General features: G+C 60.8%; 16 protein-coding genes. 9 read left to right on the top strand and 7 right to left on the bottom strand.

Features of this window, described 5'->3' with window-relative positions; translation table 11 throughout:
* Positions 1-17: 17 nt before the first annotated feature.
* From RBB75_RS13865 to hmgA, 5 genes are all read left to right on the top strand, one after another.
* The gene (locus RBB75_RS13865; protein ID WP_179637333.1) at positions 18-1,280 is read left to right on the top strand and encodes an allantoate amidohydrolase; all 1,263 of its coding nucleotides are present in this window, start codon (positions 18-20) and stop codon (positions 1,278-1,280) included.
* Positions 1,273-2,007, top strand: a complete 735-nt coding sequence (allE, locus tag RBB75_RS13860; RefSeq protein WP_353068412.1) for a (S)-ureidoglycine aminohydrolase — start codon at positions 1,273-1,275, stop codon at positions 2,005-2,007. The genes RBB75_RS13865 and allE overlap by 8 nt, the downstream gene beginning before the upstream one ends.
* 38 nt (positions 2,008-2,045) lie before the next feature.
* Entirely contained in the window at positions 2,046-3,320 is a 1,275-nt protein-coding gene (locus RBB75_RS13855; RefSeq protein ID WP_353068411.1) for a M20 family metallo-hydrolase, read from the top strand.
* A gap of 12 nt (positions 3,321-3,332) precedes the next feature.
* A complete protein-coding gene (locus RBB75_RS13850; RefSeq protein WP_179637331.1) occupies positions 3,333-4,769 on the top strand; it encodes an NAD-dependent succinate-semialdehyde dehydrogenase in 1,437 nt (478 codons plus the stop codon).
* A 251-nt stretch (positions 4,770-5,020) separates the two neighbouring features.
* Positions 5,021-6,319: a homogentisate 1,2-dioxygenase gene (hmgA, locus tag RBB75_RS13845; RefSeq protein WP_179637330.1), complete on the top strand. Its 1,299-nt coding sequence runs from the start codon at positions 5,021-5,023 to the stop codon at positions 6,317-6,319.
* A gap of 130 nt (positions 6,320-6,449) precedes the next feature.
* Here the strand turns inward: hmgA and RBB75_RS13840 are convergent, their stop codons facing one another.
* The 5 genes from RBB75_RS13840 to RBB75_RS13820 all read right to left on the bottom strand — a co-directional run bounded on the left by RBB75_RS13840 (position 6,450) and on the right by RBB75_RS13820 (position 17,551).
* Positions 6,450-9,398 (bottom strand): TonB-dependent receptor, encoded by a 2,949-nt coding sequence (locus tag RBB75_RS13840; protein ID WP_353068410.1) that lies wholly within the window; start codon positions 9,396-9,398, stop codon positions 6,450-6,452.
* Positions 9,399-9,440: 42 nt separating this feature from the next.
* Entirely contained in the window at positions 9,441-10,604 is a 1,164-nt protein-coding gene (locus tag RBB75_RS13835; RefSeq protein ID WP_257030866.1) for a hypothetical protein, read from the bottom strand.
* A 350-nt stretch (positions 10,605-10,954) separates the two neighbouring features.
* The gene (treZ, locus tag RBB75_RS13830; protein ID WP_353068409.1) at positions 10,955-12,706 is read right to left on the bottom strand and encodes a malto-oligosyltrehalose trehalohydrolase; all 1,752 of its coding nucleotides are present in this window, start codon (positions 12,704-12,706) and stop codon (positions 10,955-10,957) included.
* A complete protein-coding gene (gene treY / locus RBB75_RS13825) occupies positions 12,706-15,399 on the bottom strand; it encodes a malto-oligosyltrehalose synthase (protein ID WP_353068408.1) in 2,694 nt (897 codons plus the stop codon). Before treY ends, treZ begins: the two co-directional genes overlap by 1 nt.
* 196 nt (positions 15,400-15,595) lie before the next feature.
* The gene (locus RBB75_RS13820; protein ID WP_353068407.1) at positions 15,596-17,551 is read right to left on the bottom strand and encodes a glycoside hydrolase family 15 protein; all 1,956 of its coding nucleotides are present in this window, start codon (positions 17,549-17,551) and stop codon (positions 15,596-15,598) included.
* Positions 17,552-17,882: 331 nt separating this feature from the next.
* Here RBB75_RS13820 and RBB75_RS13815 point away from each other — a divergent pair, with 331 nt between their 5' ends.
* The 3 genes from RBB75_RS13815 to RBB75_RS13805 all read left to right on the top strand — a co-directional run bounded on the left by RBB75_RS13815 (position 17,883) and on the right by RBB75_RS13805 (position 21,960).
* Positions 17,883-19,091, top strand: coding sequence for a hypothetical protein (locus tag RBB75_RS13815; protein ID WP_179637327.1), 1,209 nt, complete (start codon positions 17,883-17,885; stop codon positions 19,089-19,091).
* 75 nt (positions 19,092-19,166) lie between these two features.
* Entirely contained in the window at positions 19,167-19,913 is a 747-nt protein-coding gene (locus RBB75_RS13810) for a hypothetical protein (RefSeq protein WP_179637326.1), read from the top strand.
* A 235-nt stretch (positions 19,914-20,148) separates the two neighbouring features.
* Positions 20,149-21,960, top strand: coding sequence for a S53 family peptidase (locus tag RBB75_RS13805; RefSeq protein ID WP_179637325.1), 1,812 nt, complete (start codon positions 20,149-20,151; stop codon positions 21,958-21,960).
* 71 nt (positions 21,961-22,031) lie between these two features.
* Here RBB75_RS13805 and RBB75_RS13800 read toward each other — a convergent pair whose 3' ends face one another.
* Both RBB75_RS13800 and RBB75_RS13795 read right to left on the bottom strand, forming a co-directional pair.
* Positions 22,032-22,418 carry an ester cyclase gene (locus RBB75_RS13800; RefSeq protein WP_218884490.1) on the bottom strand — a complete coding sequence of 129 codons (387 nt, stop codon included), beginning with the start codon at positions 22,416-22,418 and terminating at the stop codon, positions 22,032-22,034.
* 185 nt (positions 22,419-22,603) lie between these two features.
* Entirely contained in the window at positions 22,604-23,710 is a 1,107-nt protein-coding gene (locus RBB75_RS13795) for a hypothetical protein (protein ID WP_179637324.1), read from the bottom strand.
* A 290-nt stretch (positions 23,711-24,000) separates the two neighbouring features.
* Here RBB75_RS13795 and RBB75_RS13790 point away from each other — a divergent pair, with 290 nt between their 5' ends.
* Positions 24,001-24,903 carry a hypothetical protein gene (locus tag RBB75_RS13790; RefSeq protein WP_179637323.1) on the top strand — a complete coding sequence of 301 codons (903 nt, stop codon included), beginning with the start codon at positions 24,001-24,003 and terminating at the stop codon, positions 24,901-24,903.
* The last annotated feature ends 3 nt before the right edge of the window (positions 24,904-24,906 follow it).

Below are 24,906 nucleotides of genomic sequence, written 5' to 3'. Positions count from 1 at the left end.
AGCAGAATAATGTACTTATGACAGACACAAATATAGATTGCGCCACACGCATCATCGCCCGCTGCCGAGAGATCGCCACCCACACCGAGATCCCCGGCGAGATCACGCGCCGCTTCCTCACCCATCCCATGCACACCGTCCACTCATTGCTGCGCCTGTGGATGGAAGCCGCCGGAATGACAGTGCACATCGACGCCATCGGCAACCTGCGCGGGCTATGGCTCTACCCCGTCGCTAACGCCCCCCGCCTGATCATCGGCTCTCACCTCGACACCGTACCCAACGCCGGAGCCTTCGACGGCATCTTCGGAGTCATCCTTGGCATTGCCCTCATCGAAGAGCTCCACGAGCATCAACCTCCCTTCTCCATCGAAGTCATCGGCTTCTCCGAAGAGGAGGGAGTCCGCTTCAGCAAACCCTTCCTCGGCAGCCTCGCCGTTGTAGGAAAACTCGACCCGGAGACACTGCAGCGCACCGATCAGGATGGCATAAGCATCGCAGAAGCTATACGCAGCTACGGCCTCGATCCCGCAAGCCTTCCCGCAGCAGTCTTATCCCGCGACGCCTTCGCCTATCTCGAGTTTCACATCGAACAGGGCCCCATCCTCGAGAGCGAGGGAGCATCGCTCGGCGTCGTCGAAGCGCTCGTAGGACAGACACGCATGCAACTCCTCTTCGAAGGCCAGGCAAACCACGCCGGAACCACGCCGATGCGCTTGCGACATGACGCAATGGCCGCCGCCGCAGAAGCGATCGTAGCCGTCGAAGCCTACGCCACCTCGCACGTTGGTCTGGTCGCAACCGTCGGCAAGCTTGAGGCCTCACCCGGCGCCGGAAACGTCATTGCCGGCAGAGTAACAACGTCGCTCGACATTCGCCACGCAAACAACCAGACCCGCCACGCTGCAGTCGACGCTCTAACGCAAATCGCAAAGACCGCAGCCTCCAGACGCGGCGTAACCCTCACCCTCCGCACCGAGATGGAGCAGTCCGCCGTCCCGCTCGATCCGCACCTGACAACCATGCTCCACACCGCCGCTGCACAAGCCGGTTTCCCCAGCCGCAGAATGACCAGCGGAGCCGGCCACGATGCGATGATCCTCGCCCCTGCCGTCCCCTCCACCATGCTCTTCCTCCGCAGCCCCGGAGGCCTCAGCCACCATCCCGACGAAGCCGTGCTCCCTCAGGACGTAGAAGCCGCACTCTCAACTGCAATGGAGTTCCTCGCGCTCCTTAGCGATGAGTTGAGCGATGATAAGACCAAGGACAGCCATGCATAATCTGGGACGCACCCGCAGCACCAATCAGCGCGGCCACCTCCTCCACACCCCGGACACCTTCGTCCGCACCGTGCTCCCCGGCATGGAACTCGCTACCGCTATCGTCCACATCTCTCCCGCTGCAGGCGCAGCTTTCACCCAGTACACTGCAGAGCTCGAACCCGGCGGCAAACTTGGCCCCACCTCCAACCAGCGATTCCTCTACACCCTCGAAGGCACAGCCGATCTCGCAACCGACAGCACATTTCAAACACTGATCCCCGGCAGCTTCGCCTACCTCCCCGAAGACGCCGCCCACACCCTCACCGCGCAACAGCCCACGCGGATTGCCATCATCGAAAAACCCTACGAAGCGCTTGCTTCCGTTCCTCACCCAGAGGTCCTCGTAGGCCACGAAGACAAAACCCTCTCCGTCCCCCTCAACGACGACCCCGAACTCCAGGTTCGCAGTCTCCTGCCCGGCTCGCCATCGTTCGACTTCGCCGTCAACACCATGACTTACCAGCCCGGCGCCGCGCTCAGCATGGTCGAAGTCCACATCATGGAACACGGCCTGCTCATGCTCGAAGGCGGCGGCATCTATCGCCTCGGCGACAGCTGGTATCCAGTCACAGCCGGCGACTTCATCTGGATGGGCCCCTTCTGTCCACAGTGGTTCGGAGCCATCGGCAAGCGTCCCGCAAAGTACCTCATCTACAAAGACTGGAACCGGCACCCGTTGGCGTAGCATCCACATCGACCCTCGACCAAAAGGAGGCAGCAGTTTTGGCACAGCAGATTCAGATCGATCAATCACGGCTGATGAGCGAACTCGCAACCCTCGCCACCTTCACCGACGCCGAGCCCGCAGACAACGGCACCGCAGTCACCCGCGTCGTCTTCTCTCCAGACGATCTCCACGCCCGCGCGTGGCTGAAAGAACTAGCCACCGCCGAAGGCTTCGATGTCCGCGACGACGCCGTAGGCAACCTCTTCCTCCGCTGGTCAGGCACTGATCCCGACTTACCCGCCGTCGCCACCGGCTCCCACACCGACGCTATCCCTCACGCTGGAATGTACGACGGTACCGTCGGCGTCCTCGGCGGCCTAGAAGCCATGCGCGCGCTCAAACGCAGCGGTCTCCGCCCACGCCGCTCCATCGAACTCGTCATGTTCACCTCCGAAGAGCCCACCCGCTTCGGCATCGGCTGTCTCGGCAGCCGCCTCATCTCCGGGACCCTCGATCCCAAACAAGCCGACGCCCTCCGCGAGGCCAACGAGCCAGCCGACACCGCCCAGACCCTAGCACAAGTTCGCACCGCCGCAGGTTTCACCGGCGACCTGGCCTCGGTTAGGCTTCCGCCGAATCACTACCACGCCTGGCTCGAACTCCACATCGAACAAGGCCCCCTGCTCGAACGCGAAGGCATCCCCCTCGGCATCGTCACCAGCATCGCCGCGCCCGCAAGCTATCGCTTCACCATCACCGGCCTCGGCGGCCACGCCGGAGCACTCCTCATGCCCGACCGCAGAGACGCACTCTGCGCCGCGGCCGAGCTCATCCTCTCCATCGAAAGACACGCCCTCGCCACACACACCATCGACACCGTAGCTACCGTCGGCACCTGCGACGTCTATCCCGGCGCGGTCAACAGTGTCCCCAGCCGCGTCATCCTGCAACTCGACATCCGCGACACCGACCCCGCCCGCCGCGAGTCCGTCATGCAAGCCGTCCGCCGCGACATCGAAGAACTCCGCCAGCGACGCAGCGTCATCATCACCGAGCAGCTCATCAACGCCGACGCCCCTGCGCAATCCTCCCCACACATCGTCGAACTCCTCGAAGAGGTCTGCGCCGCCCACGACATCTCCTCCAAAAAGATAGTCAGCCGTGCCTATCACGACTCGCTCTTCATGGCCCGCATCGCGCCCATCGCCATGATCTTCATCCCCTGCCGCAACGGCGTAAGCCACAGACCGGACGAATACGCCACCCCGGCGGATACCACTCTCGGGGTACAGGTGCTTGCCTCGGTTCTTGCTAAACTGGCGTCAGAGTAACTCCGCACCAGCATGGCCATCGAGTCCATCAATCCCGCCACCGGCAAGCTGTTGCGCAGCTTCGACCCGCTCACCAACGAAGCCGCGCGCCAGAAGATCGCCCTGGCCGCCGACGCCTTTCGCACCTACTCTCTAGTGCCGCTCGAACACCGTGCCCTGTGGATGCGCAAGCTCGCCTCCATCCTCGAACACGAGATCGACGACCTCTCCATCCTCATCACCCAGGAGATGGGCAAGCCGCTCGACGCCGCCCGCTTCGAGATCCTCAAATGCGCCGACGCCTGCCGTTACTACGCCGAGCACGCCGCACGCATCCTCGCACCGGAGTCCATCCCCACCGAGGATCGCTACAGCTACGTCCGTTGGGACCCGCTCGGCGTCGTCCTCGCTGTCATGCCGTGGAACTTTCCTCTCTGGCAGGTCTTCCGCTTCCTCGCACCCGCGCTGATGGCCGGCAACGTCGCTCTCCTCAAACATGCCAACAACGTCCCGCAGTGCGCGATCGCCATTGAATCCCTGGTCCGTCGCGCCGGCTTTCCCCGAGGCACCTTCCAAACCCTTTTGATCGACATCCCTCAAGTGGAGACCGTCCTGGGCGACGAACGTGTAGCCGCTGTAACGCTCACCGGCAGCGAGACCGCCGGCCGAGCCGTAGGCGCGCAAGCAGGCTGGCTCATCAAAAAATCAGTCCTCGAACTCGGCGGCAGCGATCCCTTTATCGTCATGCCCTCCGCCGATCTCGATGCCGCAATCGAGACCGCAATCCGCGCTCGCTGCGTCAACAGTGGACAATCCTGCATTGCAGCCAAACGCTTCCTCGTCGCCGACGAGGTCTACGACGTCTTCGAATCCCGCTTCGTCGCTGGCATGGAAGCCATGCACGTAGGCGACCCCATGAAGGACGGCACCGACATCGGCCCGCTCGCCACCGCACGAGCCGTCGACCTGCTCGAACAACAAGTCCAGGCCGCCGCCAAGGCCGGAGCACGCATCCTCACCGGCGGCGAACGCATGCTTGGCACCGGCAACTACTTCGAACCCACCGTCCTCACCAACGTTCCACGCACCTCCGCCGTCTATCGCGAAGAACTCTTCGGCCCCGTCGCCATGCTCTTCCGCGTTCAGGACATCAACGAGGCCATCGAGATCGCCAACGACACGCCCTTCGGCCTCAGCGCCTCCGCCTGGACTCGCGACCCCGCCGAACAACAGCGCTTCATCTCCGAGCTGCAGTGCGGCGGCGTCTTCCTCAACGCCATGGTCGCCAGCGATCCGCGCCTTCCCTTCGGCGGCATCAAGCGCTCCGGCTACGGCCGCGAACTCTCCGCCGCAGGCATGCGCGAGTTTCTCAACGCAAAGACCGTTGTCATCTCCTCCGCAACCACGGCCAACGAACCCGCCACCAAGCCATACTTAGTCTCCACCGCCGACCCTGCCCAAACCACCTAGAGCTATTGCGCTGCCCTGCTCGGCGGAAGATATCTTCCTCGCGACCAACGGGAGCGCCGACCGAAGGGGTATACCCGTCACGAAGTGACCGCCCCGCGCGTAGCGGGCATTTGTCTTTTTACTGAAAATCGCCATAGCACCCCCCAACACGAGACACCAGTTTTCGGCTAAGCTTCTGTGTCGTCGAGAAGCCATCTCCGCTCGTCGTGAAGCTCTCGTCAACCAGACACATCTTTACCAAGAGGATCACCATGCCCGATCTCAAGTACTCCAGCGGCTTCGGAAATGAGTTCGCCACCGAGGCCCATCCCGGCGCCCTTCCCGTCGGCCAGAACGCCCCGCAGAAGGCCCCGCTCGGGCTCTACACCGAGCAGCTCAGCGGCAGCCCCTTCACCGCGCCGCGCCTGCTCAACCGCCGAACCTGGACCTATCGCATCCGCCCCTCCGTCATGCACAAACCCTACGAGCGCATCGCCAACGGCATGGTCCGCTCCACTCCCTTCAACGAGGTCGAAACCACGCCCAGCCAGCTCCGCTGGGACCCGTTACCACTACCCACCACTCCGGGAGGAGTGGATTTCATCGACGGCCTCACCACCCTCGCCGGCAACGGCGACCTCACCATGCATTCCGGCGTCGCCATCCACATCTACTCCGCAAACAAAAGCATGACCGACCGCTTCTTCTACACCGCCGACGGCGAACTACTCTTCGTCCCGCAGCTCGGCCGCCTCCTGCTCCACACCGAACTCGGCATCCTCGACCTCACCCCCGGCGAAGTCGCCCTCATCCCCCGCGGCATCAAGTTCCGCGTGGAATTGCTCGACCCGCAAGCCCGCGGCTACCTCTTAGAAAACTACGGAGCCAGCTTTCGCCTGCCCGAGCTCGGCGCAATCGGCGCTAACGGCCTGGCCAACAGCCGCGACTTCCTCACTCCGCACGCCGCATACGACGACCGAGACAACGGCAAATTCCAGGTAGTCGCAAAGTTCCAGGGCAATCTCTGGGCCACCGACTTCGACCACTCCCCTCTCGACGTCGTCGCCTGGCACGGTAACTACGCCCCCTGCAAGTACGACCTTGCGCGCTTCAACTGCATCAACTCCGTCAGCTTCGATCACCCCGACCCCTCCATCTACACCGTCCTCACCTCGCCTAGCGAGATCCCAGGAACCGCCAACGTAGACTTCGCCATCTTCCCTCCACGCTGGATCGTCGCCGAGCACACCTTCCGCCCACCCTGGTTCCATCGCAACTTCATGAACGAGTTCATGGGCCTCGTCACAGGCGAGTATGACGCCAAGGCCGAAGGCTTCGTCCCCGGCGGAGCCAGCCTGCACAACTGCATGAGCGGGCACGGCCCTGACGCCGAAACCTTCGACCGCGCCAGCAAAGCCGAACTCAAGCCCGTCAAACTAGATGGCACGCTGGCATTCATGTTCGAAACCCGCTTCGTCTGCCGTCCCACTAAGTTCGCGATGGACACCGCAGCCCGCCAAAACGAGTACTACACCTGCTGGCAGACCTTGAAGAAGAACTTCAAACCGTAGCACTCACACAAGCCGAAAACCGCATCCAGTCTCCGACCAACGGGAGGCCAAGCATTTTTGTGCGCCAAAACAAGGTATACAAGTCACGAAGTGACCGCCCCACGCGCAGTGGGCCCGTCCGGCAGGACACTTAGAAATTAAACGTAGCCTGCAAAGTAATCCGCCGCGAAGCCGTAGCCGAACTGAACGGCCCAGCAGCCAGCGTAGTGAACTGACCGAATCGCGGCGAACTCAAGCTACTCGTAGGCGTCCCATAAGGAATCACATTGAACAGATTGAACGCCTGCGCTCCCAGCGTAAAGGTATACCGATGACCTGAACTTGCCCCCTGAGGTCCAAACCCACCGCGAACCCCACCCGGCCCGCCAGCCCGAGGACCTCCACCTGGCCCGCCGCCCGGACCACCTCCAGGTCCGCCAGGCCCACTCCCGCTCGTCGCCGAAGCCGCACTGCGAGTCTTCTCTCCAAATCCAAACGTCCGCGAAGCACGAAGGTTGAACGTAAAATTCGCTGGACCATTACAGTAGTTGATCGGAACAGGCGTCAAACTGCCAGTCTGCGTGGAGCTGAAGGCACTCGAAACCCTGCAGGCCCCACTGTCCCCACTCGCAAAGAACGGCCGCTGGTTATAGATCGAAGTACCCGCAGGATCAAGGCCCGTTGTCAGGTTATACGGCGTCCCCGACTGCGCAATAATGAACGGACTCGCAGTAAAACTATAAGGAAGCTGCCAGCTCCCTCCGACAACCCCAAAGCTCGCGTGGGCAAACGAAGCGCGCCCATAGTCCACCTTTGTATCCGTGTTGCTGGTCGGAAAGAATCCCGCCCCCGAAGTATTCGCATCCGCAAGGTTCAACGAATAAAAACCAAACAGCGTAAGCTTCTTCAACCGCGCATTGCCATTGATCAGCAGCTGGTTCTCCTTATAGACGCCGCCCGACTGAAACTGCTGATCGAACCCATTGTCGACGATGAAGTTCCTGCTCAGATACTGATGATCGCCGCGCGCGTAAAGGTAGTTCACCGACATCGTCGCTGCACGCCCAAGCTGCTGATCGACCCCAACCGCTTCTTGCATCGTGTACGAGCTGCGAATTCCATTGCCCAGCCCATAGGTCGTAATCTTGTTCGCAACCGAAGCGCCACAGTTAGCAGGATTCTCCGGCGTGCACACCGCCCCAGGATTGATCACCGTCGAGGTCACCTGATTGACGCCATTCTCCTGCAACGTCGTCAGATAATTCGCGAGCGTAAAGCGATCGTAAAAGATGCCGAATCCGCCTCGCACCACCGTCGTGGGCGACTTCCCGCCGCCCCGCGGAATCCCGTAAGCGAACGATGCCCGCGGCGCAAAATCATGCCCGCTATTTATGACGTTCTGCGCCTCTAGCCGAATGCCGTATGTAATCGTCAGGTTCCCCCTCGGCTTCCAGTCATCCTCCGCATAGAACCCCACATCGGTCAGGCGCCCATCCACCTCCAGTTTATTGATCGCGGTCGCAGCATACTGCCCCGGCAGCCCGCACTGGTACGACGAGATGCCTGCATTCAGAGCATCGCAAGGCTTCGTCGCCTGAGCATTACAGTTACTCGGCCGCTTGATGCTCGGATTCGGGTCCGTGCACGGATCCAGCAGATATGAGTAAGTAAACGTCCCATTCAATCCCGCATTCGACGACAGCGATTCGTTGGTCGTGCGCCCCCTTACGCCAAACCGAATAAAGTTCTTCGCCAGCGCAATCGAGCTATAGTTCTGCACCTCAAGATGCGTGCTGGTGCTTCTCTGCGTCCCCAGGCTCGACCCACCCGACGTAAAGATTCCCTGCACCGACAACGTAGGATCCGTACTTACCGGGTCCTGCGTCGAGTAGTCGCGCTGATACTCAAACCGCGTCTCATTGATCACCCGAGGACTCAAGATCTGCGTATCGCTGATCTGAACCGTATTTTCCGTCGTCTCCGTGTTGTAGCCCGCGGTCGGAAGATTCGTATTCCCGATGCCGTTGTTCTGCTGCCCATTCACGTTGTACTGGTACCGCACCGTCAGCGTGTTCTTCTCCCCCAGCGCAAAATCAACGCGCGGACTCACATCGCTGCGCGTCTGCGGATGCGACACCGCACGCGCTGACTCCGGATACGAAGAAAAATACGAGCAGCTCAAATCCCCAGGCGAACAGGGCGTTAGCGAACTGGCAGAACTCGCGTAGAAGCCACTCGGATTGACGATATTGTTGTCCTGAATCGTCCGGTGCGAGCCCCCCACCGTAAACGAAGAGAACCGGTTGATCGGCCCGCTTACGCTGCCCAGAATGAAGGTCGTGTAATACGGTGGCTGCGTATTCGACGCACCCAAAAACGGATTCGACGTGTTAAACGCATTATCCCCACCCTGCACACTCAGGCTGCCGTGAAACTTGTCCGTGCCCGGCTTCGTAAACACCTCAACTCGCCCATAACCCAGCTTGTCGTACTGCGCTGAAAAAGGATTCTGATTGATGCGAATCTCGCGGATCGAAGACTTCGGAGGCAGCTGCCCGCCGGTAAATCCGTCCACATAAATCTGGCCACCGTTCGGCCCCGCGGCAGGCCCCGCCAAAGCAGTCAACTCCGAAGAAAGCTCATCCGGATCATCCGAAAGCGCCTCCAGATCCTTCCCCTTGATTACTGTGCTGCTGGCATTGCTGTCGGAGTCTACGCTCACCTGCGCACCCTGCGCATTGACGTTCACCTGCTGCTTCTGCTCCTCGATCGCCATCTTCGCATCCAGCGCCAGGTTCTGCCCCGCCGCAATCCTCACCCCCAGCTTCACGTACGAGGCGAACCCAGGCATCGTCACCGTCACCGAATAGGTCCCCGCAGGAACACCCTGCAGCATATAACTTCCATCGCTCTGCGACTGCGTCATTAAAGGCTTGCCCGAAGCAGGAGTCAGCGTCACGGTCGCACCCGGAATCACAGCGCTCTCAGGATCCGCCACCAGCCCATGCACCGTCGCGCCCGTTTGCTGAGCGCTTGTCACCACCGGCATCCATGCAACCAAAAAAAGTAAAACAAACCTCAACCCTGCGCGAAATGACATTACTTCTCCTAAAGGTCTTTCTTTGTTGCAGCCGCGATCGAGCTACTGCGCGCTGCTATCAGAGCCGCCAAGGCTCCACGGAGACAGCGTCAACGCCGGTCCACCGTTCGGCGTCGCTGCCAGAATCGGCTCCACTCCCGAGAGCAGAGTCACACAAGTTACATGGCCATTGGGATCAGGCTGCGACGCAACGATCATCACCGCGTCTCCCGCCTTCAGGTCCGCAACCGTCTGGCTGGGCAGCCGGCTCACCAGCTGAGAGAGATCGGCTCCAGCAGAGCGTCCCTCAGCCCGTTCTCCCTCGCCACCGCTCCCCTGCCCTCCACTCTGCGCGCCCCCGCCAGCAGCGGCCCCGCCCTTTGCGCGAGCAGCAAACCGCGCTGCAGCCTGTGGCGGCAAAGCCTTCAAACTGGAGTTGTCCGTAATCTTCACCATCACTGTCTTCTTCGTCGAAAGATCCTTCAGCGTCAGCGTTCCGCCAGCGGTGTCGACGGTCCCAATCAAACCAGCCAGATTCTTGAACGATCCGCTCACCACCTCTTCCGCCTGCATCGACGAACCATCGTCTGACTTGGCCCCGCGCACCCGCAGTTGATCGCCCACCTCGATCTGCGCCAGTGTCCCCGGCTTCGCATCTTCAAACTTTACCGAGTCGCCCGCATACCGCCGAAACTTCGTCGCACTCGACGTAGTCACTGTCAGTTTCTTCGCACCCACCGACAACACAATTGAGCCGGCCCCGGCATCCACCGCGCTCACAATGCCGCCCGTCCCACGCTTCTGCCAGTCGCCCTGCTCCGCCTCGTGCTTCTGCGCAATCTCCGACGACTTCATCAGAATCACCCGCGAAGCCGTGAGTCCCACACCACCGTCGCCTGCCTTACCGCTTACCAGCACACGGTCCCCTGCTGCAATATCAGTCAACGCAATCGTCTGCGCTGTCTTCAAGTCGGTGCTGCCTGGCGCGAGCTGCAGAATGCGCGCCCCATCGGCCACACTCACCACAACCTCCTGCCCCGCATCCGTCGTTAGCGTCAGGCTGTTCCCTGCCGTAGCCTTCACCGTGCCAATCTGCCGCGAGGCTGCAGGCGCCGCAGCCGGTGTCTGCGCCAGAACACTCAGGCTGCTCGCGAAAGGCGCGGCACTCGAAAGGAGAATGCCGGCACACAACACCGCCCCGCGAAAAATCCCAGAGTTTTTCAACATGGTTCTCTTCCTCAAATTAAATCCAGTTGCCCTCGTCGGTCGCCTGAAATTGACTCATCCAGGTCGCCATCCACTACGGAAGACGAGTTAGCAACGCAAAAGTTTCCCGGGAGAAGAACGTTGTTGAAGAGGGCAAAACCGGAGACCCCGGTTTCAACCCGCTCTTCATGCTAAACGCTTTGCAGCTCCGTGCGTCACGCAATCCATAGCCAGACACTCTCTCGTAACGTGTCTCCGTCTGTGCCGATTACCACGTGATGAAACCCTTCACACTGCCTAAGCCACCTAAGTTCATTACGAAACAAAATTCATTTGCGGAACAAAGCAATCTTCAAAAATATCGTCAGAATCTACCGCATCGCCTCACTCGAAAGGATCGCCGCGCTATCACCAGGTAACTCCACCGAATCACCCTTCACCACAACCTCAGCCTTCGAAGCCAGCAACAACTGCGCCCGCCTCGAATGAGGAAGCTCCACCTTCTCCGCTCCAAGATTGCACATCAACATCACCGCCCCACGCTCAAACACTAGCCAGCGCCGCTCCTCATCAAACACCGCCTTCACGTGACCCACCGCTCCATCGTTCAACGCCACCGACCCGCGCCGCAACTCAATCAGCCTGCGATACCAATCCAGCATCTCCGCATGGCGACCCTCATGAACCTCCTCCCAATTCAACTTCGAACGCAGAAAGGTCTCGACATTCTCCGGATCGGGAATCTCCTCGGGGTTCCATCCAAACGCAGCGAACTCACTCCGCCGCCCATTCTTGACCGCCTTCGCCATCTCCGGATCCTCATGGTCCGCGAAGTAGAGAAACGGCGTCGAAGCCGCATACTCCTCCCCCTGAAAGATCATCGGAAGAAACGGCGCCGTCAACACCAGTGCCGCCGCCACCTTCGCGCGGTCGAACCCCACCGTCTGATCCACTCTGTCGCCGATCGCACGATTGCCCACCTGGTCGTGGTTCTGGATGTACCCCAGAAAATGATGCGGCGACAACTCATCCGCCGGCCGCCCATGCGATCGCCGTCGATACTGCGAATACGTCCCATCCTGCACAAAGTTCTTCGTCAAAGACTTCGCCAGCTTCGCCATCGTGCCGAAGTCGGAGTAGTAACCCTTCCCCTCTTCCTCCGCCGTAAGCACCGTGAACAGCGCATGATGAAAATCATCGCTCCACTGCGCATCCATCCCGTACCCGCCGCTCTCTACACGCGTAACAACTCTGGGATCGTTCAAATCGCTCTCGGCGATCAGCACCAGCCTGCGTCTCAGCTTCTCCGACAACGCCTTCACCTCGGACGACAACTGCTCCATAAAGTGAACCGCCGACCGATCGATATACTCGTGCACCGCGTCCAGACGAAGTCCATCGATGTGATACTCCCGCATCCACATCAGCGCGTTATCGCAGAAGAATCGCCGCACCTCATCGCTTCCCTCGCCCTCGAAGTTAATCGCGCCGCCCCACGGAGTGTGGTGTCTCTCCGTGATGTAAGGCCCGTACTTGCCCGAGTAGTTCCCCACCGGTCCAAAGTGGTTGTAAACCACATCCAGCAACACCGCCAACCCGCGCGCGTGGCACGCATCCACCAGCCGCTTCAACCCATCCGGGCCGCCATACTGCTCGGTCACCGCGAACAACGCAACGCCGTCATACCCCCACCCCTGGCCGCCCGGAAACGCAGCCACCGGCATCAACTCCACATGCGTAATGCCAAGCTCCACCAGATATCCAAGCCTCTCAATCGTCGAATCAAAGGTCCCCCCCGGCGTAAACGTCCCCACATGCAACTCATAGATCACAGCATGCGAGAGCGCAGGCGCACTCCAGCTTCTGTCGCTCCATTGGAAGGCCTCCCGGTCATACACCCGCGACAGTCCATGCACTCCATCCGGCTGCCACTCCGACCGCGGATCGGGCCATGCCTTCGGATCGTCTCCGATCACAAACCCATAGTCGGTCCCCGGCCCCGCCTGCTCCACCGACGCGCGCCACCATCCATGCTCGTCAGGCCCATTCATCGGATACGTAGCATCACCAATCTTCACGCCCACCTTCGACGCCCCAGGCGCCCAAACCGTAAACTCATGCATCAGCGGTCTCCCCCAACCTCTTCGCGCGCCAGCAGCGCCACCGGAAAATCCTTGAACAGTCCCTTGACCTCAACCTCACCACCCTCCACCATCACTCCCGACAGACGATTCCTCCACCGCCCCTCAGGCAAGGTCACCACGGTGTCCCTCCACGCTCCGCCCAGCTTCATCATCAACCTCGGCACCACCGTCACCACATCCTCGCCCCTTAGATACGCAATCACATGATCATGCTTGGCTCCATCCACCATCAACGGAACATAGTCAGCCTCCGTGCCAAACGACGCCGGCCGCTCGCGCCGCAGGTGAAGCGCCTTATGAATCGTCCACATCTTCGGCAGTCCATCCTCGGCTCTAGCCATCACCTGCGCCGCTGCATCGCCGCCGTTCATCTGCTTCAACTCCTGCAGCAACCGCTGCCGCAGCGCATAGTCCACCGGTCGCCGGTTGTCCGGATCGACCAAACTCAAGTCCCACAACTCCGTCCCCTGATAAAGATCCGGCACACCCGGTGCCGTGTACTTCAGCAGTGTCTGCGCCAGCGAGTTCACCCGCCCCGCCTCCAGAATCCTCTCCACAAACTGCTGCAGCTCCCGCTGAAACGGCGCGTAGCTATAAGTGAACTCAATAAATAACTTCAGCGCGTCTTCAAACTCCTTGTTATTCGCCACCCACGTCGTCTGCTGTTTGGCCTCGCGCATCGCCTTCAACATATAGGCCTGCGCACGATCCATCGGCAGCGGCCACGCCCCAATCAAAGTCTGGTAGTAGAAGTACTCCGTATTCCTGTCCGGCAGCGGATCAACTCCGGGTTTGCGCGCGCGAAACGCATTGTTCATCCGCGACCACCGCTGTATCGCCGCACCAAACTTCTCCGGGATCTCCGACAGCACCGCCATCCGCGCCCTCACATCATCGCTGCGCTTGGTATCGTGCGTCGACAGCGTAGTCATCGTGCAAGGATGCGTCTCCTGCATCTTCCTGCAGTACGAGTGAAACTCCTCAATGCTCAATCCATTGCGCCCCGGATCGCTCCCCACCTCGTTCATTCCCGTCAAACGGTTGTAGCAGTAAAACGCCGTGTCCTCCACGCCCTTCGCCATCACCGGCCCGGTGAACTGCTGGAACCTCAGCAAAAATTCGCTCTCCAGCCTCCCCTTCACCTGCATCGTCAACACGTCCCGAAGAAAATCAAACAGCCCTCCGTCGATATCCTGCCGCGTCTCCTTCGCGCACTCCGCAGCCTGCGTAATGTACTCGCGGTCTTCCTCGGTAATCTCCTCACGCTCCGGCACCACGTAAGTCCGATAGATCGAAAAGCAAGCCGCCACCTCCCGAATCGCTCGCCTCACCTCCGCTCTCGTGTAGTCGCGCTCATCGCGATTCGCCTCGCAGATCTCCACAAAGATCGACGTCAGCCGATTCACATCGCTCCCCAGCGCCTCCTGCGACACGTTGATCTTCTTCTCATGCGCAATCGCGTGAAAGTCCGTTGGCTGGCCCGTAAAATCCCCATACAGCGTGGACAGCTCCATCATGCCCTCAGGCGCCACCAGCACCGCCGCCGCAACATTCAGAAAGTCATACCCACTCGTGCCCTCAACCGGCCAGTCCTCACGCAGAAACTCACCCGGCTCAAGAATCTTCTCCCCGATCACCCACGCATCTGGAGCCCGCTCCCGCAGCCGCTTGAAGTACTCCTTCGGATCCCGCAAACCATCCGGATGATCCACCCGCACCCCATCGAGCACCCCTCGCCGCAGCCAATCCAGCACCAGCGCATGCGTCTCTTCGAACACATACTCTCGCTCCACCCGCAGACCGATCAGCGTATTCACATCAAAGAATCGCCGATAGCTCAACTGCTGATCCGCCGTCTTCCAGTAAGCCAGCCGATAGTTCTGCTGATTCAAAAAATCATCCAGCGCATCGAGATTCTCGTTCAACTCCGCCGCCGACCGGTCCATCGCATCGAGAATCGCCGGCTCCTCCGCGCACAGCCGATCCAGCAGCGTAAACAGCACCACCTTATCGCGATGCCGGGCCAGAATCGTTCGCCGATCCACATACTCCGGCGCCGGCAACCGGCCAAACGAAGCCGCTAGAAAACTCAGCGTATCCGACTTCGCATACTCCGCCGCGCGCGCCAGAATCACCGGCAGCGACTGCGGAGAAACCGGCAGCGACTGCCCCGAACACTCCACCTGAAACTTCACCCCTCGCCGCACCACCTTGATTCCGCCCGTCTGCAGCACCCGCCCATACTGATCCCCAAGAATCGGCACCAGCACCTTGTCTCGCAGACGCTCCTCCTGCGGCTGCCAGTCGATATCGAAGAACGAAGCATACCGGCTCGACGTCCCATTCTCCAGCACATCCCACCAGAAACGATTTTCCTTGCCCAGCGACATATGATTCGGCACGATGTCCAGCACCTGCCCCAGCCCCGCCTCGCCCAGCTTCTTGCAGAACCGCTCATGCGCCGCCGCGCCCCCCAGCTCTTGATTCACCTTCTGATGATCGACCACATCGTATCCATGCATACTCTCCGGCGCAGCCTGCAGATAAGGAGAGCTGTAGACATGTGAGATCCCGAGTTCATGCAGATAGTCGGCGATCCTCGCCGCATCGTCGAACGTAAAGTTTTTATGCAGTTGCAGTCTGTAAGTAGAACCTGGAGTTCGTAGCATCATCAACCAATCGAAAGTTAGCGTTCAGGAAACAAGGCAGTGAAACTCACACGGGTATCCCGCACAAAAAGATCCAGGTCATTTGTTAGAGCCTCATATGCACTCGTTGGTTGCATTCCAACAGTCGACAACACAATCCCGGAAACTTTCGAGCGGTCCTCTCAACTTCGACGAACCGTCGTAGTCCTCGATGCAAAATCTACTTAGCCCGGCGACGCTGCTTAGGTTTTGCCGCAGCACTCTGATCGGGCGACCACAAACCCGACATCGCAAAGGCAGAATGGATCAACGCAATATGCGAAAGAGCCTGGGGAAAGTTCCCCACCATTCGTCTTCCAATAGGATCGTACTCCTCCGACAGCAACCCGGCATCGTTACGTAGCGCAAGCAGCCGTTCAAACATCGCCTTCGCATCTTCCTTCCGTCCAATCAGCCACAGATTGGTCACCAGCCAGAAGCTGCAAGCCAGAAACGCGCCCTCGCCTCCGGCCAGTCCATCGTCAGTCTTCTTCGTGTCGTATCGCTCCACAAAACCATTCTTCATCAGCCGCCGTTCGATCGCCCCCACCGTACCGATAATCCGCGGATCATCCATCGGCAGAAATCCCACCAGCCCAATCCGCAGGCACGACGCATCCAGCTGCTTCGACCCATACGACTGCACAAAGCTGTTCAGCTTCTTATCGAACCCCTTCCTCAAAATCTCGCGATGCAGCATCTCGCGGTTCTTCTTCCATCGCTCTACATCGCCCTTCCCATCAAACTGCTCATGATGCTTGATCGCCCGATCCAGCGCCACCCACGCCATCACCTTCGAGTGCGTAAAGTGCTCCGCGCCGCCGCGTGTCTCCCATATCCCTTCATCAGGATTCGGCCACACCGTGCACAGATGATCGATCAGCCCCGCCTGCACCGAAGTAGCGGAGACGCGTATCTCCTCGTCGGCCTGCGGAATTCTCGACAGCGCCGCCGACACCTCGCCGAACACATCCAGCTGAAACTGATCCACCGCCGCGTTCCCAATTCGCACCGGCCGCGAATTCTCGTAGCCCGGCAGCCAGTCCGCCACCCACTCCACCAGCTGCCTCTCGCCGCAGATCCCATAGATCGTCTGCACCTGGTCCGGCGCCCCGGCGATAGCTCGCAGCAACCACCTCCGCCACTCCACGGCCTCTTCCGTAAAGCCCGCCTGCATTAAAATCAGCAGCGTAAACGAAGTGTCGCGCAGCCAGCAGAAGCGATAGTCCCAGTTGCGCGATCCACCGATCCTCTCCGGCAGCGACGTCGTCACCGCCGCCACAATCCCGCCCGACGGCCGATACGTCATCGCCTTCAACGTAATCAGAGAGCGCTCGACAGCCTCGGCATACGGCCCCTTATACGCACTCCTCCGGCTCCACTTCGTCCAGAACCGCTGCGTCTCCGCCAGGGCCTTATCGACCGACAGCTCACGCGGCAACTTCTCAAGAGATGAAGAGTTGGTCAGCGTAAAACTCATCGTCTCCCCCTTCCGCACCGTGAACTCACTCCGCGTCGTCATCCCCTCCCCGCGCAGCCGCGCCTTCGTCCTGAGCGTAACCATGTCCATCCCTGCGATCGCCCGCAGTCCGTCCTTCGTGCTCGTCACCCACGGCACCGTCCTTCCATAGTCAAAACGAATCGCAAGATCCATCTGCATCTTCACCCTGCCGCGAACTCCCTGCACGATCCTCACCACATGCGAGTGCTTCTCTCGCGGCGGCATAAAGTCGATCAGGCACACCTCTCCCTCTGGCGTCTCGAACGTCGTCCGCACGATCAGCGTGTGTCCCTCATACTCCCGCCGGATCGCCTTCACCTTCCCCTTCGGAGCAATCTGCCAGAAGCCGTGATCCCGCGTCCCCAATAGCGCAGCAAAGCACGCCGGAGCCGGAAACGACGGCCAGCACAGCCAGTCAATCGACCCCTCCCGAGAGACCAGCGCCGCCGTCTCACAGTCCCCGATCATGCTGTAGTCTTCAATCCTTGCTCCGTGTAAAGCTCCATGTAACGATCCATGGAGTGCTCCATGCAGCAGGCCATCGTGCGAGCCACGCGGCGCTGTCTCGCCAACCGTCCCATGCAACGCCACATCGTCTCTCTTCTTCCGTCCTGCCACCTTCTTCCGTTCTGCCACAAAATCCTCCCAGCTGCCGTCTGCAACCTGCCAGCAACCACATCCACCACACAACGCATCTCTTTAAAGAATGAGCGTTCTACCTGAAACCTATAAAGACCTCAGATGCGCAAAACGAGGAATTGAGACCGGACATGGAAGGAAGTCTATGAAAACCGCCTTCATGCAACCTCCATCGCAAAAACTTTCCACCCCGCAGGCTCCTCCCCTCGCGCAGCCTTACAATGGGCAGTACACTCACGGCAGCAGCGCCTCTTTAGACAATAAGTAACCTCCACCTATCCGCAACCTGAGCCACCGCCAACCGAACCGAGAAAGTCCACATCGCACGATGGCCTCCGCGCAGACAAATATCGACCTCTCCTCCAACGCCAGCGCGACGTCTGCGACCACCACCACGAGCAGCACGCTCGTCAGCCTCGTTCCCCTCTCGCAGGACGCCTTCGAAACCACCCTCTCGAACCTCGCCCTCGCCTTCCCCAACGACACCGTCCTAGTCGCCACCCCCGACACCGCGCCCCAGCTCTCCTCCGGCAGCCCCCTGCGCATCATCCCCTACACCCCCACCGCCGTCTCCGCCACCCCCTGGGTTCTCACCGCGGCCGACTATCTCAACACCTACAAACTTGCGCAGGAAAACCGCGCCACCACCTGCCTCCTCCTCGGCGCCGAGTGCCAGTCCCTCCAACCCGAGACCATCCGCGCCCTCGCCAAATCCGCCCTCACCTGCGATCTCTCCGTCGCCCACTACGAGCTCGGCCCCCGTGAAGGCCTCGTCAACTCCGCTATCCTCTATCCCGTCACCCGCGCCCTCTTCGGCACGCGTCCACGCTTCCCCCTGGCGATCGACCTTGGCCTCTCCCTCCGCATGGCCAACCGTCTCGCCTCCACTGCGCAACGCTTCACCGCCACCTCCCAGGACGACTCTTTCCTCTGGCCGCTAGCCGAAGCAGCAACCGCCAACTTCACCATCGCCGAAGTAGAGGCCACCCCTCGTACCTTTCCTCAACCCGCGAATCGCGACCTCAATAGCCTCCTCGCCCTCATCGCCGGCTCCCTCTTCTCCGACGTCGACGCTAAAGCCTCTTTCTGGCAGCGCGCCCGCGGCACCCAGCCCGTCCAGCCCCTTCCGCAAACCAATCACGTCGCCGAGCCGCCAGACACCGCGTCCATGCTTGACGCCTTCCGTCTCGCCTACACCAACCTCCACGAGATCTGGTCCCTCGTCCTGCCGCCCAACTCGCTCCTCGGCCTCAAGAAGCTCTCCATGCTTCAACCCGAGAGCTTCCGCATGCCCGACAATCTCTGGGCCCGCATCGTCTATGACTTCATCCTCGCCTACCGCCTCCGCACCATCAACCGCGGTCACCTCCTCGGCGCGCTCACCCCGCTCTATCTCGCCTGGGTCGCCTCTCATCTCACGCTCATCAGCACAGGCACTCCGCCCGAAAAACACATCCAGGATCTAGCCGTAGCCTTTGAAGCCGACAAACCCTATCTCGTATCACGCTGGCGCTGGCCCGACCGCTTCAACCCATAGAGAAAGCATTCCAACAAAAGGCTCTAAGAAATAGCGGCAATCAACAAAGACCAGCACCCGTAAGGAGACCCTCTCATGTGGCAACAAGTCGAACAGGCACTCCGTCAATCCGCCCAACAGGTCCTCTATAAACTGGCGAGCTTTCTCCCAGCCCTCATCGCCCTTCTCCTCGCGCTCGTCATCATGACCGCCATCGGCATGGGCCTCGCCGCGCTCCTTCGCCGCTCGCTCACCGCCGCCAAGTTCGATGAGCGCCTCGCCCGCAACTCCTCCGCCACCATCTCCGATTGGTCCCCCGCCCACAGCCCGACCGCCCTGCTCGCCCGCGTCGTCTTCTGGGGATGCGTCGCCATCGGCTGCTTCATCGGCATCTCCGCCTTCGACGCCGCATTCCCCGGCGAATCCCAGATCTCCCTATACGTCCTGCCCTACCTCACCCACTCCATCGGAGCCGTCCTCCTCCTCGTCGCCGGCACCCTCATCGCCCGCTTCCTCGAGCGCTCCGTCCTCATCGGAGCCGTCAACGCCAAACTCCAGTACGCCCGCTTCCTCTCTCTCGGCATCAAGTGGCTCGTCCTGGTCCTCACCGCAGCCATGGTCCTCGACCATCTCCAGATCGGCGGCGCCGTCGTCGAACTCGCCTTTGGAATCCTCTTCGGCGGCATCGTCCTCACCCTCGCCCTCGCCGTCGGTCTAGGCTCCCGCGACATCGTCAGCCGCTCCCTGGAACGCAGCGCCGACCTCCGCTCCAACCTCGACCCCATCCCCAACGATCCCGACTTCAAATCCACCACCACCACCGAACCCCTCCGCCACTTCTAACCACCTTGTCGCAGCAGCAGCCGTTGTGCGCCCTTCGCCGTCATCCTGAACGGAGTGAAGGATCCCGACACCATCCACCCACCCATACCATCCGAACCTTCCAAACCAAATAGTCGACCCAGCTTCCCTCTCAACCAACACGGGCATACTATAGGTCCTCGTAAATCTCGATGACCACTCGCCATCCAATCCGACCCATCTCACAAATTCATCCCCAAATTTGGAGAATCAAAACATGGCAACCCAAAAGAAAACCCTCGCAGCGTCCCCCCGAACCACCCTACCCGGCAGCGAAAGAGAGCTCTTCCGACCCTCTACGGCTGAGCCTGCCACCGAAAAGCCCGCACCCTCCAGCGGTAAGATCACCGTCTCAGTCATCGTCCGCCGCAAGACCCCCCTCAAAGCCGCCAGCCGCCTCGGCAAGCAGCGCCTCACCCGCGCCCAATACAAGCAAAGCCACGCCGCCGACCACGCCGCCGTCAAACTCGTCCGCGCCTTCGCCAAAGAGTTCGGCCTCACCGTCGTGCCCGACCCCCTCAGCCTCGAGTGCCGCACCATCAAGCTCTCCGGCACCTCAGCCGCCATGCAAAAGGCCTTCGGCGTCACCCTCGTCCACACGACCTACGACGGCGCAACCTACCGCGTCCGCGAGGGCAGCATCACCCTTCCCTCACAACTCGTCGGCCCCGTCGAAGCTGTCCTCGGACTCGACAACCGCCCCCAGGCCCAGCCTCACTTTCGCATCGCAGGCCAGACCGGCGACCTCGCCTCAAAGCTAGCCCAGGGCGGAGGCTTCGCCCAACCCCACTCCGCCGTAGCCCACGCCGCCGCCACCAACATCTCCTACACTCCACCCCAGGTCGCCGCACTCTACCAGTTCCCCGCCAACGCCTCTGCCGCCGGCCAAACCATCGGCCTCATCGAACTCGGCGGCGGCTACAAAACCGCTGACCTCACCGCCTACTTCAAGACCCTCAACCAGAAGGCCCCCAAAGTCACCGCAATCTCCGTCGACGGCGGCAAGAACACCCCCACCAACGTCAACAGCGCCGACGGCGAAGTCATGCTCGACATCGAAGTCGCCGCCGCCGTAGCCCCCGGCGCAAACATCGTCGTCTACTTCGCCCCCAACACCGACCAGGGCTTCATCGACGCCGTCTCCACCGCCGTCCACGACACCACCAACAAGCCCAGCGTCATCTCCATCAGCTGGGGCGGCCCCGAATCCTCCTGGACCACCCAATCCCTCAACGCCCTCGACGCCGCCTGCCAGTCCGCCGCCGCCCTCGGCATCACCATCACCGTCGCCGCCGGAGACAACGGCTCCACCGACACCGTCACCGACGGCCAGAACCACGTCGACTTCCCCGCCTCCAGCCCCCACGTCCTCGCCTGCGGAGGCACCAAGCTCATCGCCACCGGCTCCACCATCACCTCCGAGGTCGTCTGGAACGAGCTCGCCAGCAACGAAGGCGCAACCGGCGGCGGCGTCAGCAACTTCTTCCCTCTGCCCACCTGGCAGGCCAACGCAGGCGTCGCCGCCCCCACCACATCAACTGGCGGCCGCGGCGTCCCCGACGTCGCCGGCAACGCCGACCCCTCCACCGGCTACACCATCCGCGTCGACGGCCAGACCCTCCCCATCGGCGGCACCAGCGCTGTCGCTCCCCTCTGGGCTGGCCTCATCGCTCTGGCCAATGCGCAAAACGGAACCTCCGCAGGATTCATTCAACCCGCCCTCTACGCTGCCAAAGGCAAAGCCGCCTTCAACGACATCACCTCCGGCACCAACTACTCCGGCACTCCCGTAGGCTTTACCGCTGGCCCCGGCTGGGACGCCTGCACCGGCCTAGGCTCCCCCATCGGCACAAAACTCATCACTGTCGTCAGCCCATCCACCAGCGCATCGAAGGCCACATCGAAGACCGGAAAGAGCAAGGCCGTAAAAAATAAGGGCAGCAAGAAAAAGCCCGTCCGCACGCGCCCCGCACAGAAGCCTCACGCCGGAGCCAACCGGCGCAAGGCCTCTGCAGGCAAACACAGATAGTTCACCTTTGCCGTTCTTGTTGTCATCCCCGAAGGGGATCTGCTATTTACAGTTCCCGTTGCGGACTACTGCTACATGTTGTAGAAGAACTCTTCGTAGACCACCTTGCCGTCCACAACCTTGTACACCGCAACCTCTTCCATCACAAATCGCCGGTTCTGCGGTTTGAACGTCACATCCAGCTTGAAGGTGCACGCAAAGTGCGACCCCGCCACCAGCGGTCCCTCCACCGTGGCCGAATGAACCTCATGGTTCGCCTCCCACCACTCGCCCTTCTCCTTCACCGCCTTCAACCCCTTGGCCTCGCGCGACCCTCCCGGCGGCGCGCCCGCCTCCATGCTCACAATCTCATCCGAGTACAAGCTCTCCGTTGCCTCCTTGAACTTGCCCTCTCGGCAAAGACCAACCAGCTTATCCGCCACTTCCTTCGTCGTCATCGTCTGTGTCTGCGTCGTCATAAATACTTCTCCTTTTTCTGAACGTACTCCAGTCCCGCCAGCATAAGCCAACTGCCGCATGGCTGTCTTCAACAGGATCCGGACGATATTCTTTCCTGACCTATATTCTTCTTCACTGAGACGAGACCGCCAGGACCTTATCGCAGCCCCAGGCGGCCTCTCCTCCTGCAACCACCCACCTCCAACTACTCATTCGGAAACAGCGTCTGGCAAGCATCCTTCAGCTCTTCCACCAGCGTATCGTCGGCATCTCCCGTCTTCACGAACGCGAGTCCATGCGGGCTCAGCATTCCGCTGACGATCGGCGTCAACTGACCGAACTCCACATCCAAGCGGCCAACGAATCCAGGAGCCGCGCTGCTCCCCGCAACGCCCGCCGAATAGGCCACACCCGGTACAAACACCTTCTTGCCAATCTTGTAGGTAATGTTTGCAGCCGTATCGCTTACCAGCAGGAACCCATCGACGTCCGGCGTGAACAGCGTGTCGTCCACCTGCGGCTGGCCATAGGGCGAGCTCAGTGGAATCTGCAGCACGCTCTGCTGCTTCCCGCCCGGCTTGCGCACCATCACCAGCTCCGAGTCGCCTTGGCTGTCCAGCACCAGCTCTCCGCTCGGCGAGGTCGTCATCGAGTCCGGATCCTGCAGATTCAAAGTCACCTGCTGGCCCGTCAGGATGTTCGTCGCCGTCGCATTGCCCTCCAGTATCGGCTTCACCACAACGTACCCGCGATCCAGCCTCGCCTCCACAATGGCAGGAGATGCATTGGGGTTATGCGCAGGGTTCGAAGCGCTCAGATAAGTCTTGCCGTTCCGGAAAGTAATATCGTCGTACCCTCCGCCAGCCTGCGGCGGAGCCGCAAACTTGTACACCACCTTCTCCCGCGTCTCCGGATCGAACACCACCAGACTGGGATTCGCATCCTCGTTCTGCATCACCCACAGCTTGTGGGTATAAGGGTTTAACTTCAACCCGTCGTTATGACCCTTGACGGTAAAGCTGTAAACCTTCTGGCCAGCCCGGTTGTACTCCACAATCATGTTTGTCTTGCCGTCAGCGCCCGCCGGATCATTGCCGTCGCCATAGCCGATGTACACATGGTCCTGATAGACCGCAAGCGAGTCCGGCGCAGTGTACTTCCCCACCACACCCGTGGCGAAGACGCTAAGCGTATAGCCCTGCACGGGCGTCGGCGCGCTCGCCTGGCCAAACAACGGGGCAACGCTAAACAGCATGACGGCGGACGCAACGAGAGCGTTGCGCGAAGTCATTGGAAACAGCGCAAGTGACATGGTGAAACCTCCTGAATCGATTGAGGGAAAGAGTTGGGGACACGACTACATCCGAAGCAATACTCCTCCGATGGATGCAGCACCGCATCACCGCCAGATGAATTTCTTGTGACTCGTGTAGTCTTTCGACATTGTGCAAATTTCGCCGCTCTTTGCACGTGCTGCCTGCTTGGCCATGCCCACCCAAAATCGTCATCTCGACCGCAGCCGCACAATCCCGTCGCATGAAATCCGCTCCTCTACTGCTGTAGTCCATCCAGTCATTCGCGCGTGAGTAAACTAACCCCACCATGAAGACCACAGCCCTGGCTCTCCTGACGCTTTTTCTGGCACCCCTCGCCGAAGCGCAGCGCACATCCCTCATCGGCATCTTCGAATACACCTCCTCCGGCCGAGGCGACAACCTTGGCGCACCCGGCGTCCGCGTCCTCTTCCACCAATCCGGCCGCCTCTGGCGCTCCTACAACGCCACCTGCCAAAACGAGATGCACGACGAAAGCTGTCTCAAAACCATCGTCCACGTCTTTCCATCCGTCACCACCTGGACCCTGGTCAAACAGGGCAAGCCCGTTGCAAAGGTAGCCGCAACCACCCCCGCCGCCTACCACTTCTACTCCGAGATCGGCGTTCAGGCCATCACCAACCCAGCCGCCGTCCTCAACCTCGAACCCCGCCCCACCCCCGACCGCCCCGACCCGCCCCATACCGTCCTCGCCACCACCCTCCCCACCCTCAAAGACCCCGACAACTGGCAACCCGCCTCTCCGTTCCCACTCGACGTCACCCATGTCCGTCAGGCCTTCCACAAACTCTACCCTCACCCAAAGAACTGCACACAAACCACCAGCAACTCACCATCGAACTACCACGACTCCACCATCACCGACGATCAGATCGCCTCCGGCTCCTCCTACGTCTCGAACAAAAACTGGCGCATCCTCGAGCTCACCCTCAATGGCTACCGCTGCGACGGCCCACCCGACGACGCCTGGGTCAATCACTGGTTTGCCATCTCCCCCATGGGCGAAGTTCATCATCTGGGCCGGCTCATGCACCTCGCCGGCACCGCCGACTTCGCCAACGAGGGCCGCTCCGAAATCCTCTTCCAGGTCGAAGGAGGCAATGAAGCCGGCTACAAACTCTTCTACGACAACTTCACCCACCAAGCCCAAGCAACCGTCACCTACCACTAACCA

The organism is Tunturibacter empetritectus (genome assembly GCF_040358985.1).
Lineage (GTDB): Bacteria > Acidobacteriota > Terriglobia > Terriglobales > Acidobacteriaceae > Edaphobacter > Edaphobacter empetritectus.
This window is presented reverse-complemented; position numbering and strand designations above follow the sequence as displayed.